Here is a 21,392-nt window from a genome sequence, read left to right as displayed (position 1 = left end):
GGGTTCGCGTCGCCGGGGTCGCACGGTGCGGATCTTGTCGGTGGGTGCGTGCGTGCGTGCGTGCGGCGCGGGGGCGTGGGGTTCGCATGGTGCGAGGTTCGTCAGCCGGTGCGAGGCTGGTGGCTCCGTGCCGCACCACAACCCCGCACCGAACCCCCGACGACGCACCCACCGACAAGATCCGCACCGTGCGACCCCGGCGACGCGAACCCCGCACCGTGCCGCCTCCGCCACACCGTGCGAGGCTGGCGGCTCCGTGCCGCACCACAACCCCGCACCGAACCCCCGACGACGCACCCGCCGACAAGATCCGCACCGTGCGACCCCGCCTCGACAGCACGACAAGGCCGCACGGTGCGAGATGAGCGCGTCAGCGCCGAGCAGGCCGCGCGGGCGGGGGCGGCGGGACGGGCTTCGCGGCGACGACGTCGGTGAGCCGGACCTCGACGGGGCCGCGGCGGGTCGCGATCGTCACGGTGTCGGGTGTCCGGGCGACCAGGTCACCGAGGGCGTCCTGCGCACCGTCCCCGTGGTGCGCCCGGACCACCAGGCGGTCCCCGATCGCGGCATCGTGCAGCACCCCGAGCGCACGGGCTCGGGCGATCGCCGCCTGTTCGTCCGCATGCACCGCCCCAGGGTACGGGCCGCCTAGAGTGTCGGCATGGAGAAGGCCCGGGTCGACAGCTGGATCTGGGCCGTCCGGATCACCAAGACCCGGTCGGCCGCGACCGCCGCGTGCAAGGCCGGTCACGTCCGGGTCAACGGGGAGCGCGCGAAGCCGGCGCAGCCGATCGGCCCCGGCGACGAGGTGCGGGTGCGCCAGAACGGCTTCGACCGCATCGTCATGGTCACCGGCATCATCCTGAAGCGGACGAGCGCGCCCGAGGCGGCGAAGCACTTCGAGGACAAGACCCCGCCGCGGCTCTCCAAGGAAGAGGCCGGGTTCGTCCCGATGCGCGAGCGCGGTGCCGGACGGCCGAGCAAGCGGGAGCGCCGCGACCTCGAGAAGCTGCGCGGCTACTGACGCTTCGGCTTGCCGTACGGGTCGATGACGACTTCGAACTCCGTCTCGCCGTCCCAATCGACGGCAACCGGCTGCCCGGTCCAGCGGGCCTCGAGGTGACCGTCGTCGTCCTCGTCGGAGCCGCACAGGGCCGAACCGCTCGGAACCCGCTCGATTGCCACCCGTCCGTCACGGCCGACCGCGTACAGCTCGACGACCCGTCCACGGATCGACTGCGTCCGCGCCGAGTCGTGTCGGACCTCGCCGAACCGCCGTGCTCCGTCCGCAGAGACGACCCAGTACTCGACGACGTCGCCGATCTCGACGGCCAGGCCGCAGCACTCGTGCTCCCAGCCGCCGATCTCGACCACGACGTGCGACGCGGACATCAGACGAAGCGGACGGTCTGCTGCAGGCGGTCGCGGATCTCGAAGACGTCGACGGAACCGGCTGGCGACCAGACGCCGTTCAGCACCTGGGCGAGCGCACTCCGGCGGACGACGAGGGCGGTGGGCTTCTTCGGGGAGCCGACGAGCTGCACGTCCTCGGTGACGGCGGCGTCCGGCACGACGAGCAGCCGCCCGGAGAACCGCACCCGGGTCTGCTTCTGCACGGCACGGGCGGCGCGCACGAGCTCCTTGACCGGGCGCTCCCCCGGCGCGAGCGTCTCGCCGACGATCTCCCCGTGCTCGACGCGCACGGGAGCGCCCCAGTCGATGGACTCGACGGCCCACAGCCCGCTCGGGGTCAGGACGGCGTGGTCGAGCTTGCCCTCGGACCCGGCGTCGAGGTCGTGCCAGACCGTGACGCCGATGCCCATGTCGGAGACGATCGAGGCGGTCGCTTCTTCTGCCAGGGCCTCGGCCAGCAGCCGCCGGATGTGCCGTGGCGCGGAGCGGATGAGCGTGGGGTCGTACGGGTCCTCGATGGGATCGCCGAGTCCGACCCACTCGCGCTCCGCCTGCAGGAAGACCTCGCGCGACCGACCACCGGGGTGTCCGTGGGACCGGGCCCGTGGGCGGGTGTCGCGACGCGCTGCCGGGGGTGCGTAGGCGTCGCGACCGGTGTCGGGCCTCCCGGCGGTCGCCCCGGACGGACCGGACGCGCCGTACGCGCGGGACCCGACGTCGTACGCGCGCCGCGCGGCGGGGGTCCCGATGCGCTCCCATGCGAGCTGGACCTGACGGAACCGCTGGGCGTCACCGCCGAGGTCGGGGTGGGTCTCGCGAGCCGCCCGCCGGTAGGCGCGGCGGAGCGCGTCGTCGTCAGCCGTCGCGGGGACGCCGAGGACTTCGTAGGGGGTGGCGTCGGCCGGGCTGTCCGTCATGGCCCTGCGACATTACCGGAGGCAGTGTCGGAGTCCGCCGCATGGTTGCTGGGTACGGTCTGGGCCACGCCGCCGGTTCCGCACCGACGCGCCACGGCGGCTCGCGGTCCGTCCTCGGTGGCGTCAGACCACCGCGGTCGCGACGGGCGCGCTGAGGACACCCCGGCTCGTGGTCACGCGACGGCGGCGCTGATGGCGTCGGCGTGCTGCTCGAGGTAGGCGACGTCGGCGCGGTACAGGTCGGCGTGGCCGTGCTGCAGGTCGCTGACGAACTTCGGGTTGCCAGCGGCGGCCTCGTGCTCGATCGTGGTGACCAGGGCGACGAGGGACGCGATCATCGTCTCGGCGAGGACGCCTCGGGAGCGGTCGTCGAGGGCGTAGGCGCGGCAGAACTCGGCGGCCCGCGCGAGCCGTGCGTCGAGGTCGGGTGCGGTCGCGCCCTCCACCGCGCCGGTGGTGAACGGGGCGAACCGGTAGACGGCGCTCGCGACGTCCCACACCCGTGGGCCCGGGTGGGCGGTGTCGAAGTCGATGAGGCCGACGGCGGCGATGCCGTCGTAGACGCAGTTGTAGGGGGCGAAGTCGCCGTGCACGATCGTCTCGACAGGGGCGCGGTCCGCCTGCGACCAGAGGTCGTCGGTGGCGCTGCGCGGGAAGCTGGCCGCGGCGTCGTGGAACTGACGGAGCAGTCGGGCGCTGGTGACGAGGGCCGCTTCGCTGGCGATGTCCTCGGTCCAGGGGTACTCCCCCGCGACGCCGGGGACGAACGAGACCGTCTCGAGGGTGTCGCCGAGGGCGATGGGTTCCGGGGCCGCGACGAACCCCTGCTCGTGCAGGTGGGCGAGCAGCCGGTGCACCGTGGGGGTCCACGGCCCGGCGGGGCGGTGGACTCGGTCGTCAGCCCTGGTGATGCGCTCCAAGGGGAACCTCCTGCGTGTTGCGTCTCCGTCGACGGAGGGCCAGCGTACCGGCAGCGACCGACGGTCGTCCCCCGACCATCCGGAACACGGCGGTCGGATCCGCTACAGCTGGTCGCGCAACCAGGACGGCCCGTGGACCGTCGCGCCGAGGGTCTCGACACGGTCACGGAGCTCGCGGTCGGCCGTCACGACGACGACGGGGCCGTCGCCGTCCGCCACCGCGGCACGTGCGGCCTCGACGATGGCGTCGTCACCCGAGGCCGGGGCACGGACGACGTCGACCGCGCCGGTACCGGCACCTGTACCTGCACCGGCACTCGGGTCTTCGGCGGCAGCGCGCGCCTCGCCCTCGAGCACGACCGTCCACCGCGGCCACCACCGCGCGAACGGCAGGTCCAGCAAGGGAGCGGACACCCCGCCCGCGGCGAGCGCCGACACCTGTGCCAGCAGGCGCGAGGCGGCTCCGGCCCGGTCCTTCCACCAGCCGTCCGGAACGCTGCCGACGACGTTCGCCGCGTCGACGACGACGTGCGGCGTGGTCGCGACGGTGGCGCGGAGCGCCGGCCACGACCTCCCGAACCCGGGGTGCAGGGGCAGGTCGTCGACCTGGTCGATCGGGATCCAGGACAGCGCGAGGCTCTCGCGGTCGGCGATGACCGGTTCGAAGGGCCGGGAGGCGCGCCCCACGACGGTCGTGTAGGTCCAGAACCCCAGGTCGAGGAGCGCCGTGTGGCGCAGGGCGATCGCGTCGTCGGGGACGCCGGCTTCTTCGGCGGACTCGCGCAGCGCGGCGGTCACCGCGTCCTCACCCTGGTGCCGTGCCCCGCCGGGGATGCCCCAGGTGCCGCCGTGGTGGCTCCACTCGACGCGGTGCTGCAGGAGGACGCGGCCGGCGCCGTCGTCGACGAGCAGGCCGGCGGCGCCGAAGCGTCCCCACGCCTTGGTGCCGTCGGGGCCGACCGACCAGGCGTCACCGGGGTCGCGGGGGCCGGGCGGGGGCCCGGGAGGCGTTGCATCTGGCACGGTCCAACCCTGGCACACGGTGCCCCGAGCAGGCCTCGAAGTGGTCACCGGGCGTCGTGTACGGTGTCGGTCGAGACACGGGGTGCCGCATCCAGCGGCTGAGATCACACCCGTCGAACCTGCTCGAGCTCGTACTCGCGAAGGGATCGTCCATGGAAACCGCTGCGCCCTCCCCTGACTGGGCCCACCGAACCGCCGAACTCCTCGAGGCCGTCCGTGCCCGGGGCCCGCTGGTGCAGTGCATCACGAACACCGTCGTGCAGAACGTCACGGCGAACGTGCTGCTCGCACTCGGGGCCTCACCAGCGATGGTCGACGTCGCCACCGAGGCCGGGCCGTTCGCCCGTGTCGCCGACGCCCTGCTCGTGAACACCGGCACCCCGCACGCCGAACCCCGGGTCGCCGCGCTCGAGGCCGTGCACGCCGCCCGTGACGCGGGGACCCCGTGGGTCCTCGACCCGGTGGCCGTCGGCTCGCTGCCGGTGCGGACCGCACTGGCGCGCGACCTGCTCGCCCTGCACCCGACGGTGCTCCGCGGCAACGCGTCCGAGGTCCTCGCCCTGCTCGGCGACTCGGCCGGTGGCCGCGGGGTCGACAGCACGGTGGGCACCGAGGACGCCCGGGTCGCGTCCGTCGCCGCTTCGGACGGGAGGCTCGTGGCCGCGGTGGCCGTGTCGGGTGCGGTCGACCTGCTGGTCGCGCCCGGCATCGGTGTGGTCCGGGTCGCGAACGGCACCGACCTGCTGACACGGATCACCGGTGGTGGGTGCGCGCTCGGCGCGGTCGTCGCCGCGTTCTCCTCGGTGTCGCCGGAGGACGCCGGTGCCGCCGCGGTCGCCGCCACCGCGGTGCACACGATCGCCGCCGAGCTCGCCGCCCGCGAGGCGGGCGGACCGGGGACCTTCCAGCCGCTGTTCCTCGACCGGTTGGCGTCGCTGACCCCGGAGGACGTCGTGCGCGAAGCCCGGATCACCATCGAATCGGCACCCGAGGTCGAAGCATCGGCGGTGTCGGCGTGAGTGCGCTGGGGCCGGTGGACTTCGGCGTCTACCTGGTGACCGACGGAGCGTTGGCGGACCGGCACGGCATCGGGGTGCTCGGGGTCGTCCGCGCCGCCGTGCACGCCGGGGTCCGGATCGTGCAGGTGCGGGACAAGGACGCCTCCGCCCGCGACCTGCTGGCACTCACGGCCGCCGTGGCCGACGCCGTCGGGGACCGCGCGAGGGTGGTGGTCGACGACCGGCTCGACGTCGCCCTCGCCGCCCGGCACGCGGGACACCGGGTCGCCGGGGTGCACCTGGGCCAGTCCGACGTCCCGGTCACCGCCGCCCGTGCCCTGCTCGGTCCGGACGCCCACGTCGGCCTCACGGCCAACACGCTCCAGCACCTGGCTGCCGTCGAGCGGCTCCCCCGCGGCACCGTGGACCTGCTCGGCGTCGGGGTCGTGCACCCCACGGCGACGAAGGCGGACCACCCGCCAGCGCTGGGCCACGACGGGTTCGCCCGGCTGGCCGCCGCGACCGACGTGCCGTGCGTGGCGATCGGCGGGGTGACCCTCGACGACGTCGGACCGCTCCGGGCAGCCGGCGCCGCGGGTGTCGCGATCGTGTCGGGCATCTGCGCCGCGGCCGACCCGGGATCCGCCGCGGCGGCGTACGTGGCCGCGTGGGGCACTGGACCCGGCCACGGGGCGGAGGCGGGGCCGTCCGGTGATGGCGACCCCTTCCTCCAGGCCGACGCCGCGCGCCACGGGGCGGACGCATGAGCGTCCCACGGGTGCTGAGCATCGCCGGGACCGACCCGACGGGCGGGGCCGGGATGCAGGCGGACCTCAAGGCGATCGCGGCGCACGACGGGTACGGGATGGGCGTCGTGACGGCGCTCGTCGCGCAGAACACGCACGGGGTGCGGTCGGTGCACGTGCCGGACGTCGGGTTCCTTCGGGAGCAGCTCGACGCGGTGTCGGACGACGTGGTGGTCGACGCGGTGAAGATCGGGATGCTCGGCACCGCCGAAGTCGTGCGGGTCGTGACGGACTGGCTGCGGGAGCACCGGCCGCCGGTGGTCGTCGTCGACCCGGTGATGGTGGCGACGAGCGGGGACCGGTTGCTCGACGAGGACGCGGCGTCGGCCATGGGGGCGCTGTTCGCCCTCGCCGACCTGGTGACGCCGAACCGGGCCGAGCTCGCGGTGCTGGCGGAGCTGGCGGGTGTGTCGGCGTCCTCGTCATCGGCTTCGTCGCTGGCGGCTTCGTCGCTGGCGGCGGCGCGGGCGGTGGCGGCGCGGTGGGACGTCCTGGTGCTGGCGAAGGGTGGGCACGACGAGGGGCCGACCTCGGACGACGTGCTCGTGGCGCCGGACGGTTCGGTGCGCGTCTTCGCCGGTCCCCGGGTCGCGACGACGAACACGCACGGCACCGGGTGCTCGCTCTCCAGCGCGATCGCGACGCTCGCCGGCCGGCACGGCGACTGGGAACTCGCGGTCGGGGTGGCGAAGGAGTGGCTCACCGCAGCGCTGCACGGGGCGGACGCCCTGTCGGTCGGGAGCGGCAACGGGCCGATCGACCACGGCGCGCAGGCGCGGGCGGCACGTCCGGCGCTGTCGTACACGGACGTGTGGTGGGCGGATGCGACGTCGGTGCTGCAGGAGACGATCGAGTGCGCCTTCCTGGTGGGGCTCGGGGACGGGACCCTCGAGCCGGAGGTGTTCGCGGGCTACCTGGCGCAGGACGTCCACTACCTGCGGGCGTACGAGCGGCACCTGGCGGCGCTCGCTGGTTCCTCCGGTTCGGGTGATGGTGCTGGCGCTGCTGCTGCCTTCTGGGCAGCTGCTGCGCAGGGGTGTGCCGACGAGGCCCGCGACCTGCACCACCGTCGGCTGGCCGGCTCGCACGCCGACGATCCCGTGCACCCCACGTGCGCCGGGTACCTCGCACACCTGCAGGAGGCCGCCGACTCCGGGTCAGCAGCGGTGCTGGCCGCCGCGGTGCTGCCGTGCTTCCGGGTCTACGCCTGGGTCGGGTCGCAGCTCGGCGTCGCTCCGGACGGGCACGCCTTCGCCGACTGGATCACGGCGTACGGGGACCCGGGGTTCGCGGCGTCGAGTGCCGAGGCGACCCGGCTCGTCGAGGAGCTGGCCCGTGCGGCGACGCGCGACGAGCGGGGGCGGATGGCGCGGGCGTTCCGGCGCTCGACGGAGTGGGAGCTCGCGTTCTTCCGGATGCCGACGGCTGCTGCCGAGCTCACGCGCTGACCGACACCCCACGGGCACCGCGCCCCGTGCGGTGTCGGTGGGCGCGAAACCAGGGCCAGCGGGCTACCGCGGCCAGCGGGCTACAGGGGCTAGCGGGCGACCGGGGGCAGCCGCACCAGCTCGACGGACAGCTCGGCGCCCGTGACCGTGCCGCGCATCCACGTGTGGTCGGGCTGGCGGCGGCGATCGGTGGGCGAACCGGGGTTGAGCAGGCGCATCCCCGACGGTGCCACGGTGTCCCACGGGATGTGCGAGTGGCCGAAGACGAGCACGTCGGTGTCCGGGTACTCGGCGTCCATCCGCCGCTCCCGGCCCGTCGCGGCACCGGTCTCGTGCACCAGGGCGACGCGCAGGTCCTCGACACCGAACCGGGCCACGAGCGGCAGCCGGTCGTCGAACTCCGGCCCGTCGTTGTTGCCGCGGACGCCCTCGAAGCGGCGGGACCGCGCCTGCACGGCGTCCAGGGTGGACAGGTCGACCCAGTCCCCCGCGTGCACCACGAGGTCGGCGGCGTCGATGTCGGCCCAGAGCCCCGGCGGCAGGTCCTTCGCGCGCTTCGGCAGGTGTGTGTCCGACAGCAGGACGAACGACGTCGTCACGGCTCGGTCGGTGCCGGCATCGGGAGTCCGGCCTCGTCGGCGGCACCCAGGCGCTCCAACAGTCCGGCGAGCAGTGCGATGTCGTCGTCCGACCAGTCGGCGAGCCGTTCGTCGAGCGCGTCCCGGTGCAGCTGCACCGATCGTTCGAGCGCTGCTCGGCCGGCGTCGGTCGCCTCGAGCGGCTTCGCGTTGCCGCTGCCGCTGCCGGTCGTCCGCACCAGCCCCGTGGCGAGGAGCCCGGACAGCTGCCGCGAGATCGTCGATCGGTTCAGCCGCAGGTAGCGGGCGATGTCGATGGCCATGCAGCCGGGGTGCTGGACGACGAAGTCGACGAGGGACTGGTCGACGACGCTCAACACCTGGTCCGAGCCGCGCGCACGGATGCTCGCACGGCGCGTGATGCGGGCGAGCTCGGTGTACGCCCGGCTGATGTCGCTGTTCCGGACCTTCGAGCTCGGGTGCTCCATGGTGCTCCAGCCTGTCTGCGCCGACGCCTGCCGGCGGCCTTGTCGTCCCGTCACCATACCGGCGGGTACCCGTGGGTGGGGGTGCGCTTCGGCCGGTGCTCAGTCCGCGGCGCTGCGGCTGAGCAGGTCGGCCTTCTCGGGGTGGTCGTCGAACCACTTGCCGACGAACCAGCACATCGGCACGATGCGCTTCGTGGTCGACGACTCGACGTCGGTGACGGCGTACTCGACGAGCTGTGCCGCGTAGCCGTGTCCACGGTGCTTCGGGACCGTGTAGGTGTGCGGGAACGCCACCGCGTCACCGTTCACCCGGTAGTCGAGCACGCTGACGAGCTCGCCGCCGGCGTACATCGCGTAGCGGTCCTGATCGGTCTCGTCGCGGAACTCGTGGTCCATGCCGCCATCATGCTCCGCGCCGGGCGTCCGTGCCGCGCAGGGAATGCACGACGTCGAGCAGCGTTGCAGGGACACCATGACCACCATCGGAATCATCGGCGCAGGCAACATCGGATCCCAGCTCGCACGACTGGCGGTGCGGAACGGCCACCGGGTCGTCATCGCGAACTCCCGCGGGCCGGAGACCCTGACCGACCTGGTCACGGAACTCGGCGACGACGCACGCGCGGCCACTCGCGACGAGGCAGCCGCAGCGGGCGACATCGTCGTGGTGACGGTGCCGCTCGCCGCGATCGAGACGATCCCCGTCGAGCCCCTCGTCGGCAAGGTCGTCATCGACACGAACAACTACTACTGGGAGCGCGACGGCCACATCGCCGCCCTCGACGACCAGTCCACGACCACGGCGGAGCTGCTGCAGGACCACCTGCCCGGCGCCCGTGTCGTGAAGGCGTTCAACCACATCGGCGCCGACGACCTGACCGGCCACGCGACGCCCGCCGGCACCCCGGACCGACGTGCCCTCGTCATCGCCGGCGACGACGACTCCGCCAAGCAGACCGTCGCCGAGCTCATCGACGTGTTCGGCTTCGACGTCGTCGACGCTGGACCGCTCACCGAGGGCTGGCGCATCCAGCGGGACACCCCCGGCTACGGCCCGCGGATGACCGCCGCCGAGCTGCGCGACGCCCTGGCCGCCGCGACGCGCTAGTCGCAGCACCAGCGCCGCACCGCCGCCGTTTCGCGCTGAGCGACACCCCACGGGCTCCGCGGCCCGTGACCTGTCGCTCAGCGCGAAACGACCGGCGCGAACCGAGCGAACCCCGGCCTGCGCCCGCGCCCGCTCAGGCCCGGTCGAAGATCACCGTCATGTCGGTGATGTCGTCCTCGCTCGGCGTCCACGTGGTGCCGGCCTCGACGTTCTGCGTGATCTGCTCCGGCTTCGTGGCCCCGGCGATGACGCTCGACAGCCCGGGCTGCGCCAGGAGCCACGCGAACGTCGCCTGCAGCATCGTCACGCCGCGGTGGTCGCAGAACCGCTGGTAGTCGTCGAGGACGTCCCACGGGGCGTCCTCGAGGACCTGCGGCTTCGACGTCGACAGCCGCCCGTCGGCGGGCCCGCCGGCCTTCGTGTACTTGCCGGTGAGCAGCCCGTTGTACAGCGGGAAGAACGGCAGGAACCCGAGCGCGTACGCCCGCACGGCCGGCAGGACCTCGGCCTCGGCGGCACGGGCGAGCGGGCTGTACTCGTTCTGTGCGGACACGAACGCCGTGGTCCCGGCGATGGACGCCGTCAGCTCGGCCTCGGCGATCTGCCACCCCGCGAAGTTCGAGTGACCGATGTACCGGATCTTGCCCTCGCGCACCAGGTCGTCGAGGACCGACAGCGTCTCCTCGATCGGGGTGACGTCGTCGGGCCGGTGCATCTGGTAGAGGTCGATCCAGTCCGTGCCGAGGCGGCGGAGCGACGATTCGACGGCGAGCCGCACGTACCGACGGGACCCGCGGACGCCCCAGTCCGGCCCGTTCGCGCCCTGCATGTCCATGCCGAACTTGGTCGCGAGGACGATCTCGTCACGACGGCCGCGGATCGAGCGCCCGAGCATCTCCTCGGACATGCCCGGCTCGCCGCCGTAGATGTCCGCGGTGTCGAAGAGCGTCACGCCGGCGTCGAGGGCCGCGTACACGACCGCGTCGGTGCCCTCCTGCGACTCGGACGCGGTGCCCCGCCGGCCGAAGTTGTTGCAGCCGAGGCCGACGGTGGAGACGACGAGGCCCGAGGGGCCCAGGGGACGGTGTTCGATTCCGGTCATCACCCGAACGTACCGGCGACCCCGAACTGGGGCTGCGATCCTCACAGCGGTTGCCGCTACAACTGAGCATGGATCAGTCGACGGAAGGAGCGCCGCAGTGGCAGCGCATCGCATGCCCGAATCGGACCGGCCCCGTCGCCCCGTCCCGGCCTGGGTGACCGCGCCGCCCGTCGACGAGGTCGCGCCCGAGCGCGTCGCCGCAGCAGGTCACGTGAACGCCGCCGGCCGGGAGGCCCGCCCCACCCCCGCCTCGTCCCGCGCCGCCCACGCGGCGCCGGTCCCACCCACCATGGTCGCGCCCGCAGCGCACGTGCCGGCCGTGCACGCACCGGCAGCGGAGCCGACGTCGATCGCCGCCTTGGTCGAATCCGACGCCCCGGTGCCGGACTTCCCGCCGCAGCAGGACCAGCTCCCCCCGGCCCCGATGTCCCCGACTGTGCACACGGTGCCGTTCGAGAACCCGGCGGTGCCCGCGGCGACGATCGCGCCCTCGGGAGCGCTCGCCATGCCCGTCTCCCCCGCCGTGGCCGTCCCCACGCCCGCTCCCACGGTCCCGCCGACCGTCGCTCCGACCGCCGGCGCGCTCTCCGTCGCGCCAGCCGTCGCAGAGCCGGCACCGATGCCCACTCCGGCAGCGACCACCCCCGCAGCGCCTGCTCCCGCAGCACCCGCCGTCCCGACCGTCCCGGTCGCCGGGCAGCCCCGGTTCTCGGTGCCCGGCCTCGAGCACGTCGTCGTCGAGGGCACCGAGCCCGAGCCCGTCGGACCGATCGGCTACCGGACCCCCCGCCGCTTCGCCCACCAGCAGGCCGCCGCCGCCGCGAAGTCGGCCGCTGTCCCGGCTCCCGGGCGGTCGTTCGACGCCGTGCTGCACGCCACGCCGTCCGCGGCCGTCGCCCCCGTCGTGCCCGTGGTCACGCCGACCGCGGACGCCGCCGCGACCGCGGCCCTGGTCGCACCCGTCTCGGGGCCGGAGCGTCCTGGCGGAGGCGATGCGGGCCTCCCGACCGAACTGCTCGACCAGCCCGTGGCCGCAGCCGCGACGCCGGAGCCGCGCCGTGCGCTCGGCGCGACCGCCGGTGCCGTGCTCGGTGCCGTGGCCGGGATCGCGACGATCGGTCTGGCGGCCTGGTGGTTCTCCGCCCCCGCGACCGTGCACGGTGTCGGCGTGGTGCTCGGACTGCTCGCGCTGGTGCTCTCGATCGTGACCCTGCGCGACCGGACGGCCACGTGGCAGCGGCCGGTCGCCCTGGTCGGCGCCGTGCTCGGTGGCGTCGGGACGATCGTGCTGCTGTGGGCGGTCGCCGCGGCGCTGCTGCCGCTCGTCGGCGTCTCGCTGCCGGACGTCACCGGCACCGGCACGACCCCGACGCTCGCCCCGTAGGGCCGCGGCCGGCGTCCCGTCGAGACGCCGTCGTGTTCGCACGACGCCGCGTGCCCGTCGAGACGCCGTCGTGTTCGCACGACGCCGCGTGCCCGTCGAGACGCCGTCGAAAAGCGCGGCGTCTCGATGACTCGGCGGTGTCGGGACAACACGACGGCGTCCCGTCGCACGCACCCGCCGCAACACGCCGGCGTCTCGCGGCCGATGCACCCGCGGGTCAGACGGCGCGGACGACCCCGCGCGACAGGATCGCGTTCGTCAGGGCGTCGATCGGCTCCCGCTGCACCGTCGGGTTCGCGATGAGGACGTAGTCCACCGCCGGCAGGTCCGGCAGCCCGAGCCGCTGCGACACCTTCACCAGGTCCGCCGGGATGAGCGAGTGCGGGAACACCGCGACGCCGATGCCCGCCCGGACCGCCGCGAGCACACCGTTGACGTCGCGCGTGTTGCAGGTGATGCGCCAGGTGCGGCCGGCGGCCTCGAGGGAGTCGATCGCCATCTGCCGGCTGATGCTCGGCGCCTGGTAGGCGATGAGCGGCACGGGCTCACCGGGTTCGAGGGCGATGCCGTCCTGCGCCATCCACACCATCTGGTCGGTGGCGACCCGGGTGCCCTCGGCGGACTCCCCCGCCGTCTGCTTGATGAACACCAGGTCGAGCTGCCCGGCGTGCACCCGGCGGAGCAGTGGTGACGACTGGTTCACCGTGAGCTCGAGGTTCACCTGGGGGTGCAGCCGCCGGAAGTCCCGCAGGATCCGGGGCAGTTGGGTGATGGCGAGGTCGTCGGCGGCCCCGAACCGCAGCCGTCCGCGGGTGGCCGCGCCGGAGAAGTAGGCGTCGGCGGTGGCGTGCGCGGCGAGGATCGTCCTGGCGAACCCGGCCATCGCGTCCCCGTTGTCGGTCAGGGCCACACCACGGGTGTCCCGGGCGACGAGCGTGCGCGACACCGCGGTCTCGAGGCGCCGGACGTGCTGCGACACCGTCGGCTGGCTGATGCCGAGCCGGGTGCCGGCCTGCGTGAAGCTGCCGGTCTCCGCCACGGCCAGGAACGTCTGCAACAGGACAGGATCGAGCACGGGCACCTCGTTCGTTCGCGCGGTCGCGCAGTCATTCGACATCGCAATGGAGTGATAGCCACCATAGGGGTATCGAATGGGGCGCGGTCACGTAGTTTCGTTGGGGTACCAGATCCACACCGACGTCCGGAGAACCCCGCACCGTGAGCGCGTCACCGACGACCCTCCCCCCGCCCACCGAACCGCTCCCGATCCAGGCCACGCGACCGCCGTGGCGCCACACGCTCATCGCCCTGTCCGTGCCGAACTTCCGGCTGTTCACGGCGACGAACCTCGTGGCGATGACCGCCGGCTGGATGCAGCGCATCGCCCAGGACTGGCTCGTGCTCGAGCTCACCGGGTCGGTCGCGCAGGTCGGCATCACGGTGGCCTGTCAGTTCGCGCCGATGCTGCTGTTCGGGCTGCTCGGCGGGGTGCTCGTCGACCGGTTCTCGAAGCGTGCGCTCATGATGATCACGCAGGGCGCGTTCGCGGTGCTGTCCGCGCTGCTCGCCGTGCTGACGCTCGCCGGCGTCGTCGAGGCGTGGCACATCTGGGTGATCGCGTTCCTGGTGGGCATGGTCACCGTGATCGACAACCCGGCGCGGCAGGTGTTCGTCACCGAGATCGTCGGGCACAAGCACCTGCGGAACGCGATCAGCGTGAACTCGTCGGTGTTCCAGCTGGGCGGGATGATCGGGCCGGCACTGTCGGGCGCCCTGCTCGTCGCGGTCGGGGCGGGCTGGTCGTTCGGCGTGAACGCGATCGCCTGCGTCGCGGTCGTCGTGACGCTCGGGTTCCTGAAGGTCTCCGAACTGCACCGCACGCCCCCGGCGCCACGCGGCAAGGGGCAGCTGATGGAGGGCCTCCGCTACGCCGTGCACAAGCCGACGATCATCGTGCCGGTGATCCTCGTCGCGTTCTTCTCGGTGTTCGCGCTGACCATGCCCGTGCTGCTGTCCGCCTTCGCGTCACAGGTGTACGACGTCGGCGCCGGCGGCTACGGCGTGTTCAACTCCGCCGTGGCGATCGGCGCCCTCGTCGGTGCACTGCTGTCCACCCGGAGGGCCGTCGTCCGGCTCCGCACCATCGTCGGCGGGGTGTTCTGGACGGGGGTGCTGCTCGTCGTCTCGGGCTCGATCCCGGCGATCGCACCGTTCACCGTCGCGCTCGTGGCCGTCGGGATGTCGCAGCTGCTGTTCCAGACCGCGTCGAACTCGCTCGTGCAGCTGTCGTCGAACGTGGCGATCCGCGGCCGGGTGATGTCGCTGTACGTCCTGGTGCTGCTCGGCGGGCAGGCGATCGGCGGGCCGCTGATGGGGCAGATCGTGGACCGCTTCGGGGCGCACGTGGGGATGATGGTCGCCGGTGGCGTGCCGGCCGCGGCGGCCGCCGTGGTCGCGCTCGTGCTCGCCCGCCGCGGAGGCCTGCACCTGTCGGTGCGGATGCGCCACCACCTGCCGGTGCCGGCGATCGTCACCCACTGACGCGGGGGCCCTGGCGGTGACCATCCGCCGGCCTGGAGGCCCGTGGCGGCCCCGCCCCGCGCCTCCCGTCCGCCCGTTGGTCGCGTCGGGAGGTACGCAAAACACCGGTGTTCACGCTCGACGCCGCGGGATCCCGCGGTGTGTTGTGTGAACACCGGTGTCTTGCGAAGGGCAGTGCCTCAGTAGGCGACGCCGAAGCGCGTCTGGTGGTGCGCCGGGGTGACGATCTCGTCGACGAACGCGATCGCGTAGTCGGCACCGGAGATGTCCGAGTTGCCCTCGGCGTCGGCGAGCAGGACCTCGTCGGAGACGCGGTAGGTGCCGCGACGCTCGCCCGGGTTGTAGCTGCCGAAGGCCGCGGCGGGGCTCACGTAGAACCAGTCGACCTCGGTGTCCGAGGCGCGGAGGGCGTCGAGGATCTGCGCGTGGCTCTTCGCCTCGCCCTTGAAGGCGTCCGGGAAGCCGTCGGTGTCGAACACGCGGGGGCCGTCCTCGGACACGCGCATCGAGCCGGCACCACCGACGATGCCGAGGCGCGCACCGGCTGCTGCCGCGGCGTCGACGAAGTGCTGGAACTTGTCCTTCAGCTCGCTGCCGTCCGCCTGCACGGCGTGGAGCGAGACGATGACGACGTCGGCGCCCTTCGTGACCTCGGACACGAAGTCGGCGTCGAACGCGTCACCCTGCGCGAGCGTGAGGCCCTCGGCCGGCTCGAGCTTGCTCGTGTCGCGGGCGACCGCGGTCACGGTGATGCCGCGGGAGAGTGCCTCGTGGGTGATGGCGGAGCCGGCGTAGCCGGTGCCTCCGAAGACGACGATGTTGGTCATGCTGTTCCCTTCTCGGACGTCACGGGCGTCGGTGACGTTGACAGTCACCGTACAAGAGTTACTCTCTTTCAGTAAGTAGGCACCTGGCGGTGCGTTGCGGAGGACACCATGTCAGCACTCGAGTACAGCCCGTACGCGGCGGACTGCCCCAGTCGGCAGCTGCTCGACCGCATCGGCGACCGGTGGAGCGTGCTGACGATCGGCGCCCTCGCCGACGGTCCCGCACGGTACTCGGCGGTGGCGGCCCGGGTGCAGGGGGTCTCGCAGAAGATGCTCACCCAGACGCTGCGGGCGCTCGAACGCGACGGCATGGTGACGCGGACGGTGTTCCCCGAGATCCCGCCGCACGTGGAGTACGAACTGACCGAGCTCGGGCGGTCGCTGCGCACGGTGCTCGTGCCGCTGGAGGACTGGGCCACGTCGCACATGCCCGACGTCGCCGAGGCGCGCGAGGGGTACGACGCGCGCTGAGGCGCGCGAGGGGTACGACGCGCGCTGGGCGGCCGCACTCGGAATCCCCGACGGCGACGAGTGGTTGCCTGGGGACATGCGATCGATCGTCTACACGAAGCCCGGTGCCAGCAGCGTCCTCGAACTCGTCGAGCGGGAGATCCCTGAGCCCGGCGCCGGTGAGGTCCGCGTCCGCGTCGTCGTCTCCGGCGTCAACCCGACCGACTGGAAGGCCCGCGCCGGCGGCACCTACGGCGACGGGCTGCCCTTCCCCGAGATCACGCCGAACCAGGACGGCGCCGGTGTCGTCGACGCCGTCGGCCCCGGAGTCGACCGCCTGGCCGTCGGCGACCGCGTCTGGATGTTCATGGCAGCGGCGTCACGGCCGACCGGCACCGCGCAGGAGTACACGGTCGTTCCCGAGTCCCGCGTGGTGCCGTTGCCCGAGGGTGTCTCGTTCGACGTCGGCGCCTCGCTCGGCGTCCCCGCGATGACGGCGCACCGAGCCCTCACCACGCACGAGGACGGCCCTGCCCGACTCGGTCCCGGAGCCCTCGACGGCTTCACCGTGCTCGTCGCCGGGGGAGCCGGTGCCGTCGGGCACGCAGCGATCCAGCTCGCACGCTGGGCCGGGGCGACCGTCATCACGACGATCAGCTCCGACGCGAAGGCAACGCTGGCGACGGCGGCCGGGGCACACCACATCGTGAACTACCGCGAGGAGGACGCCGCCGAGCGCATCCGGTCGATCGCCCCCGACGGCGTCGACATCGTCGTCGAGGTGTCGATCCCGCAGAACGCCGCGCTGGTCGCCGACGTGCTGGCCAACCACGGGGTCGTGTCGATCTACGCGAACAACGGTGGTGACGAAGCGAGCCTGCCGATCCGCCCGAACATGAGCGTGAACGCCCGATACCAGTTCCTGCTGCTCTACACGATCGGCGACGAGGCCCTGTCCGCGGCGGCCGAGGACGTCACCGAGGCGCTGCACGACGGTGTGCTGCCCGTCGGCGAGGACGCCGGGCTCCCGCTCACCCGCTTCACGCTCGAGCAGACCGCCGAGGCACACGATGCGGTCGAGCAGGACACGGTCGGCAAGGTGCTCGTCGACGTGACCGAGGCGCCGTAGCCGCGACACGGGATCCCGGCTCCGGCGCCTGCTTCGGCTCCGGCTCCGGCCTTCCCTGCCTCCGCAGACGACGAACGGCTCCCACGCACGCGTGGGAGCCGTTCGTCGTGGACGATGCGGGAGGGGTCAGCGACCCAGTCGCGCGGCGATGGCTGCGGTGACCCGGAGCCGGGCTGCAGCGCGCTCGCGTTCGATGTTGGCGGCGATGACGTCGAGGTCTTCGTAGTCGGCGTCGGTGGTGGTGTCGTTCCAGTTCGGCGAGGAGATCCGGGCACGCCCGAACGACGGCGGAGCAGGGTTCACGGTCGTCATGGGGGCATCGTACGTCGAGCGTCCGACAGAGCGTGTGAGCATCACGGGCCTTTCCTTGGATTGCGGTCGCGCTCGGGAAACGAGTAGGTCAGCGAGAACGCAACAGCCATGAACGACGCCATCATCGCGATGTTCTTGGCGTCGAGCTCGGTGAAGGCGTCGGGGACCGGGGAGTCGACGGTGAGCATGCCGAACGAGTACTGGTCGGACCGGATCACCACCGAGACGTACGAGGAGTACCGCGGTTCGAAGCCCGGCACGTCCTGGTCGACGTCCACATCGGCGGAGCGGTCGCCGACGATCCGGGGTGATCCCCCGACCAGCACCCACTCGAGGTTGCGATCGCCGTAGGGCGTGCCGGCGCGGAACACCCCGGCGGTGTCGCCGGCGCCCCCGTGACCGATCGGCTCGAGCGCACGCAGATCGGTGGACAGCTGGTACACGTTGGCGCGCACGTCGGGCACCTTCGGCAGCAGGTAGAACGCCAGGGCCACGGCGACGCGGTCGGCGACGACGGTGAGTTCGGCGTGGCGATCGGACCGGGGCAGTTCGGTGAACCGGACGAGACGGGTGGCGATCTGGCCGAACGCGTACCGGACCGCCGTCGACTGCTCGAGCTCTGCCGCGGTCGCGTTGTCCTCGGCCACCGACCGCGCAGCGTCGCTGCGCCGGGTCCGCACCACCTGCACCGTCACGGCGCCGACGAGCACGACCAGCCCGAACGCGACGAGCGACAGCCGGACCGCCGGGGTGACGAACAGGTTCGGCAGCTGGAACGCCGCGGTGGGCGCAGCAGCCACCACGATCGGCCACACGACCGTGCCGACCCGTCCTGAACGCTGTTGCCCCATGACCACGACGCTAGGTCACGCCACCGACGCGGACGGAGTTGTCCACAGGCGGGTTCTCCACAGGAGCTGTCGGCCTCCACCGACCCGTCGCACGCAACTGGTAAGCAGGACCCATGACCGACGTCAGCACGCCCGTTCCCGGATCCAGAGCCCTCGTCCTCGGTGGCGGAGGTGTCGCCGGCATCGCGTGGGAAGTCGGTGTCCTCGTCGCGCTGCAGGAAGCCGGTGTCGACCTCGACGCCGCGGACCTCGTGGTGGGCACGAGCGCCGGCAGCGTCGTCGGCGCCTTCGTCCGGAACGGTGCCGTGCAGCAGGCGTACGACCAGCAGCACACCCCCGCGCCGACGACCTACGTGGAACCGGCACCCATCGACGTCGAAGCGGTGCAGCAGCACATCGGCGCAGCCCTGCAGGGCGCGACCGGCGAGCAGGACGCCCGCGCTCGACTCGGACAGGCCGCCCAGCAGGTCGTCGGCGGGCAGAGCGACGACGAGCGCACGGCGACCTTCGGCGAGACGCTCCCGTCCACCGAGTGGCCGGACAAGCCGCTCGCGGTCACCGCGGTCGACGCCACCGACGGCGCGTTCCGCCTGCTGACCGCAGCCGACGGCGTCCCGCTCCCCCGTGCCGTCGCCGCCAGCTGCTCGGTGCCGTTCGTGTGGACCCCCGTCAGCATCGACGGCCGCCCGTACGTCGACGGTGGCGTCCGGTCCGGCACCAACGCCGACGCCGCTGCCGGGTACGAACGGGTGCTCGTCATCGCCTGCGGCCCCGAGGGGCCGTCACCGTGCGGGCCCTGGCTCGACGTCGCCGTCGAGGCCCTGCGCGCAGGCGGCTCGTCGGTCGAGGTCGTCGTGGCCGACAGCGCGTCCCAGCAGGCCTTCGGCACGAACTCGCTCTCGCTCGCCACGCAGGCACCGTCGGCCGAGGCCGGCCACGCCCAGGGAACCGCCGTCGCCGAGCAGGTCGCCGCCTTCTGGGCCGAGGACCTGGCGAGCGTGCACGCATGAGCACCCCCTTCTCCGACCTCGACCAGTACATCGCGCTCCCCCGCGTCGACGGCATCGACATCAGCCCGGACGGCACCCGCGTCGCCCTGACGGTCAGTGCGCTCGACCCGGACGGCACCGGGTACCGCCGGTCGATCTGGCAGGTGCCCGCGACGCCGGTCGACGACACCGGTGACGCCGACAGGGCCGCCGTGGGCCCGGTCCGCCTCACCCGCTCCGCCACGGGCGAGGGCGGCATCGCCTTCACCCGCGCCGGCGACCTGCTCTTCGTCTCGGCGCGGCCCGACGCCGACGCCTCCGACATCGAGGCCGCTCAGCTCTGGGTGCTCCCGGCGGCCGGCGGCGAGGCCCGTCCGCTCACGCGGCTGGCCGGCGGCGTCGGCGGGGTCCTCGCCACCGCGGCGTCGTCGGACGTCGTCGCACTGACCGCCGACCTGCTGCCCGGTGCCGGTTCCGACCCCGCGACCGTGCTGGAGGCCGACGCCGAGCTGCGGAAGACGCGGAAGGACAAGAAGGTCCGCGCGATCCTGCACGAGACGTACCCGGTGCGGTACTGGGACCACGACCTCGGGCCGGCCCAGACGCACGTCCTGACGCTCGACACGGCCAGCGGCAACGCCGACAGCGCCGCCGGCAGCGCCGGCGGCGACCCCGTCCAGCCCGTCGACCGCACACCGGCGCCCGGCCGCTCGCTCGACCACGTCAGCGGGGCGCTCACGCCCGACGGATCGGTCCTGCTGGCATCCGTGGGCGTCCGGGAGGCCCGTGGGGACCGCTCGACGCTCGTCACCACCGACCTGTCCAGCGGCCACCGCACGGTGCTGTTCGACGACGTCGAGGTCGATCACGAGATGCCCACGCTGAGCCACGACGGCCGGACGATCGCCTGGGTCCGCACCGTCCGTTCCACCCCTGCCGGCGCACACCAGCAGGAGGTCTGGGCCGCCGGCATCGACGGCTCCGACGCCCGCCGCGTCGCGACCGACTGGGACCGCTGGCCGAGCGAGCTGGTGTTCGAGCACGGCGACCGCGCGCTGCTGGCCGTCGCCGACCAGGACGCCCGCGCACCGGTCTTCCGCCTCCCCCTCGACGGCGGCGCCGTCGAGCAGCTGACGCACGACGACTGGGCGTACTCGAGCCTGCGCGTGGCGGAGGCGACGGGCACGGTCGTGGCGCTCCGGGCCTCCTGGGCGGCACCGCTGCACCCCGTGCGGATCGCGACGGACGGCACGGTGACCCCGCTGGCGACGCCGGCGCCGCTGCCCGACGTCCCCGCCCACCTGGAAGAGGTCGAGACGACCGCAGCCGACGGTGCCCGCGTGCGTGGCTGGCTGGTCGTGCCCGAGGGTGAGGGTCCCCACCCGCTCGTCCTGTGGATCCACGGCGGACCGCTCAACTCGTGGAACCAGTGGTCGTGGCGGTGGAACCCGATGCTGCTCGCGGCCCGCGGCTACGCGGTGCTGCTGCCCGACCCCGCACTCTCCACCGGCTACGGACTCGACTTCGTGAACCGCGGCTGGAACGCCTGGGGGCAGGCGCCGTACACCGACCTGTTGGCGATCACCGACGCCGTCGAGGCCCGGTCCGACATCGACGCGACCCGCACCGCGGCGATGGGCGGGTCGTTCGGCGGGTACATGGCGAACTGGATCGCCGGGCACACCGACCGGTTCCGGGCGATCGTCACGCACGCGAGCCTGTGGGCGCTCGACCAGTTCAACGGCACGACGGACTCGTCGCAGTACTGGTCGTCGATCTTCGACGCCGACGGGATCGCGGCGAACGACCCGCACCGGTTCGTGGCCGACATCACGTCACCGATGCTCGTCATCCACGGTGACAAGGACTACCGGGTGCCGATCGGCGAGGGGCTGCGGCTCTGGTCCGAGCTCGCGGAGCACCACGCTGCGCCCGACGGCTCGATGCCGCACCGGTTCCTGTACTTCCCGGACGAGAACCACTGGGTGCTCGCTCCGCAGCACGCCGTGGTCTGGTACGAGACGGTGTTCGCGTTCCTCGGGCAGCACGTGCTCGACGAGGACTGGGAGCGACCCGAGCTGCTCGGCTGAGCGACACACGTCCGGACC

Annotated in this window: 24 protein-coding genes and 1 riboswitch; of the genes, 11 read left to right on the top strand and 13 right to left on the bottom strand. The window is 73.1% G+C overall.

Annotation, left to right across the window (positions count from 1 at the left end):
- Positions 1 to 370: 370 nt before the first annotated feature.
- Positions 371 to 628 carry a hypothetical protein gene (locus tag KK087_RS12635; RefSeq protein ID WP_307860060.1) on the bottom strand — a complete coding sequence of 86 codons (258 nt, stop codon included), beginning with the start codon at positions 626 to 628 and terminating at the stop codon, positions 371 to 373.
- A 33-nt stretch (positions 629 to 661) separates the two neighbouring features.
- Between KK087_RS12635 and KK087_RS12630 the strand changes: the two genes are divergently transcribed.
- Complete coding sequence (locus KK087_RS12630; protein WP_017886594.1) at positions 662 to 1,024, top strand: Hsp15 family ribosome-associated heat shock protein; 363 nt, start codon at positions 662 to 664, stop codon at positions 1,022 to 1,024.
- Here the strand turns inward: KK087_RS12630 and KK087_RS12625 are convergent.
- The 4 genes from KK087_RS12625 to KK087_RS12610 form a co-directional block, all read right to left on the bottom strand.
- Entirely contained in the window at positions 1,018 to 1,392 is a 375-nt protein-coding gene (locus tag KK087_RS12625; RefSeq protein WP_214530213.1) for a hypothetical protein, read from the bottom strand. The genes KK087_RS12630 and KK087_RS12625 overlap by 7 nt on opposite strands.
- Complete coding sequence (locus KK087_RS12620; protein WP_214530212.1) at positions 1,392 to 2,330, bottom strand: J domain-containing protein; 939 nt, start codon at positions 2,328 to 2,330, stop codon at positions 1,392 to 1,394. The genes KK087_RS12625 and KK087_RS12620 overlap by 1 nt, the downstream gene beginning before the upstream one ends.
- Before the next feature lie 173 nt (positions 2,331 to 2,503).
- Positions 2,504 to 3,250 carry a phosphotransferase enzyme family protein gene (locus KK087_RS12615; protein WP_214565751.1) on the bottom strand — a complete coding sequence of 249 codons (747 nt, stop codon included), beginning with the start codon at positions 3,248 to 3,250 and terminating at the stop codon, positions 2,504 to 2,506.
- A gap of 102 nt (positions 3,251 to 3,352) precedes the next feature.
- Complete coding sequence (locus KK087_RS12610) at positions 3,353 to 4,273, bottom strand: NUDIX domain-containing protein (protein ID WP_214565749.1); 921 nt, start codon at positions 4,271 to 4,273, stop codon at positions 3,353 to 3,355.
- 68 nt (positions 4,274 to 4,341) lie between these two features.
- Positions 4,342 to 4,437, top strand: a riboswitch (TPP riboswitch).
- On the opposite strand from KK087_RS12610, the gene thiM reads away from it, so the two are divergent.
- From thiM to thiD, 3 genes are all read left to right on the top strand, one after another.
- The gene (gene thiM / locus KK087_RS12605; RefSeq protein ID WP_214530209.1) at positions 4,426 to 5,292 is read left to right on the top strand and encodes a hydroxyethylthiazole kinase; all 867 of its coding nucleotides are present in this window, start codon (positions 4,426 to 4,428) and stop codon (positions 5,290 to 5,292) included. It overlaps the preceding riboswitch by 12 nt.
- Positions 5,289 to 6,038 (top strand): thiamine phosphate synthase, encoded by a 750-nt coding sequence (gene thiE / locus KK087_RS17460; protein WP_307860059.1) that lies wholly within the window; start codon positions 5,289 to 5,291, stop codon positions 6,036 to 6,038. Before thiM ends, thiE begins: the two co-directional genes overlap by 4 nt.
- A complete protein-coding gene (thiD, locus tag KK087_RS12600; protein ID WP_250901073.1) occupies positions 6,035 to 7,525 on the top strand; it encodes a bifunctional hydroxymethylpyrimidine kinase/phosphomethylpyrimidine kinase in 1,491 nt (496 codons plus the stop codon). Before thiE ends, thiD begins: the two co-directional genes overlap by 4 nt.
- 89 nt (positions 7,526 to 7,614) lie before the next feature.
- On the opposite strand, the gene KK087_RS12595 is transcribed toward thiD, so the two are convergent.
- The 3 genes from KK087_RS12595 to KK087_RS12585 all read right to left on the bottom strand — a co-directional run bounded on the left by KK087_RS12595 (position 7,615) and on the right by KK087_RS12585 (position 8,987).
- Positions 7,615 to 8,124: a metallophosphoesterase family protein gene (locus tag KK087_RS12595; protein WP_214565747.1), complete on the bottom strand. Its 510-nt coding sequence runs from the start codon at positions 8,122 to 8,124 to the stop codon at positions 7,615 to 7,617.
- Entirely contained in the window at positions 8,121 to 8,591 is a 471-nt protein-coding gene (locus KK087_RS12590) for a MarR family winged helix-turn-helix transcriptional regulator (RefSeq protein ID WP_214530207.1), read from the bottom strand. The genes KK087_RS12595 and KK087_RS12590 overlap by 4 nt, the downstream gene beginning before the upstream one ends.
- Positions 8,592 to 8,690: 99 nt before the next feature.
- A complete protein-coding gene (locus KK087_RS12585; protein ID WP_214565745.1) occupies positions 8,691 to 8,987 on the bottom strand; it encodes a GNAT family N-acetyltransferase in 297 nt (98 codons plus the stop codon).
- Positions 8,988 to 9,063: 76 nt separating this feature from the next.
- On the opposite strand from KK087_RS12585, the gene KK087_RS12580 reads away from it, so the two are divergent.
- Positions 9,064 to 9,699, top strand: coding sequence for an NADPH-dependent F420 reductase (locus KK087_RS12580; RefSeq protein ID WP_214530205.1), 636 nt, complete (start codon positions 9,064 to 9,066; stop codon positions 9,697 to 9,699).
- Between the two features lie 133 nt (positions 9,700 to 9,832).
- On the opposite strand, the gene KK087_RS12575 is transcribed toward KK087_RS12580, so the two are convergent.
- Positions 9,833 to 10,801: an aldo/keto reductase gene (locus KK087_RS12575; RefSeq protein WP_214565743.1), complete on the bottom strand. Its 969-nt coding sequence runs from the start codon at positions 10,799 to 10,801 to the stop codon at positions 9,833 to 9,835.
- 97 nt (positions 10,802 to 10,898) lie between these two features.
- On the opposite strand from KK087_RS12575, the gene KK087_RS12570 reads away from it, so the two are divergent.
- Positions 10,899 to 12,185 (top strand): hypothetical protein, encoded by a 1,287-nt coding sequence (locus KK087_RS12570; protein WP_214565729.1) that lies wholly within the window; start codon positions 10,899 to 10,901, stop codon positions 12,183 to 12,185.
- A gap of 217 nt (positions 12,186 to 12,402) precedes the next feature.
- On the opposite strand, the gene KK087_RS12565 is transcribed toward KK087_RS12570, so the two are convergent.
- Positions 12,403 to 13,260, bottom strand: coding sequence for a LysR substrate-binding domain-containing protein (locus KK087_RS12565; protein WP_214565727.1), 858 nt, complete (start codon positions 13,258 to 13,260; stop codon positions 12,403 to 12,405).
- A gap of 143 nt (positions 13,261 to 13,403) precedes the next feature.
- On the opposite strand from KK087_RS12565, the gene KK087_RS12560 reads away from it, so the two are divergent.
- Positions 13,404 to 14,726: an MFS transporter gene (locus KK087_RS12560; protein ID WP_214530201.1), complete on the top strand. Its 1,323-nt coding sequence runs from the start codon at positions 13,404 to 13,406 to the stop codon at positions 14,724 to 14,726.
- Between the two features lie 179 nt (positions 14,727 to 14,905).
- On the opposite strand, the gene KK087_RS12555 is transcribed toward KK087_RS12560, so the two are convergent.
- Positions 14,906 to 15,553, bottom strand: a complete 648-nt coding sequence (locus KK087_RS12555; RefSeq protein ID WP_250901071.1) for an NAD(P)-dependent oxidoreductase — start codon at positions 15,551 to 15,553, stop codon at positions 14,906 to 14,908.
- Positions 15,554 to 15,661: 108 nt separating this feature from the next.
- Between KK087_RS12555 and KK087_RS12550 the strand changes: the two genes are divergently transcribed.
- Positions 15,662 to 16,024 (top strand): winged helix-turn-helix transcriptional regulator, encoded by a 363-nt coding sequence (locus KK087_RS12550; RefSeq protein WP_071247254.1) that lies wholly within the window; start codon positions 15,662 to 15,664, stop codon positions 16,022 to 16,024.
- 76 nt (positions 16,025 to 16,100) lie between these two features.
- Positions 16,101 to 17,132 (top strand): NADPH:quinone reductase, encoded by a 1,032-nt coding sequence (locus tag KK087_RS12545; RefSeq protein WP_214565723.1) that lies wholly within the window; start codon positions 16,101 to 16,103, stop codon positions 17,130 to 17,132.
- Positions 17,133 to 17,258: 126 nt separating this feature from the next.
- On the opposite strand, the gene KK087_RS12540 is transcribed toward KK087_RS12545, so the two are convergent.
- Both KK087_RS12540 and KK087_RS12535 read right to left on the bottom strand, forming a co-directional pair.
- Positions 17,259 to 17,444, bottom strand: coding sequence for a hypothetical protein (locus tag KK087_RS12540; protein ID WP_111093138.1), 186 nt, complete (start codon positions 17,442 to 17,444; stop codon positions 17,259 to 17,261).
- Positions 17,445 to 17,485: 41 nt separating this feature from the next.
- Positions 17,486 to 18,295 (bottom strand): hypothetical protein, encoded by an 810-nt coding sequence (locus KK087_RS12535; RefSeq protein WP_214530197.1) that lies wholly within the window; start codon positions 18,293 to 18,295, stop codon positions 17,486 to 17,488.
- A 113-nt stretch (positions 18,296 to 18,408) separates the two neighbouring features.
- On the opposite strand from KK087_RS12535, the gene KK087_RS12530 reads away from it, so the two are divergent.
- Both KK087_RS12530 and KK087_RS12525 read left to right on the top strand, forming a co-directional pair.
- On the top strand, positions 18,409 to 19,305 hold the full coding sequence (locus KK087_RS12530) for a patatin-like phospholipase family protein (RefSeq protein WP_214530196.1): 897 nt from the start codon (positions 18,409 to 18,411) through the stop codon (positions 19,303 to 19,305).
- The gene (locus KK087_RS12525; RefSeq protein ID WP_214565721.1) at positions 19,302 to 21,374 is read left to right on the top strand and encodes a S9 family peptidase; all 2,073 of its coding nucleotides are present in this window, start codon (positions 19,302 to 19,304) and stop codon (positions 21,372 to 21,374) included. The genes KK087_RS12530 and KK087_RS12525 overlap by 4 nt, the downstream gene beginning before the upstream one ends.
- Positions 21,375 to 21,392 lie beyond the last annotated feature (18 nt).

The organism is Curtobacterium aurantiacum, from assembly GCF_018598555.1.
GTDB lineage: Bacteria > Actinomycetota > Actinomycetes > Actinomycetales > Microbacteriaceae > Curtobacterium > Curtobacterium aurantiacum.
This window is presented reverse-complemented; position numbering and strand designations above follow the sequence as displayed.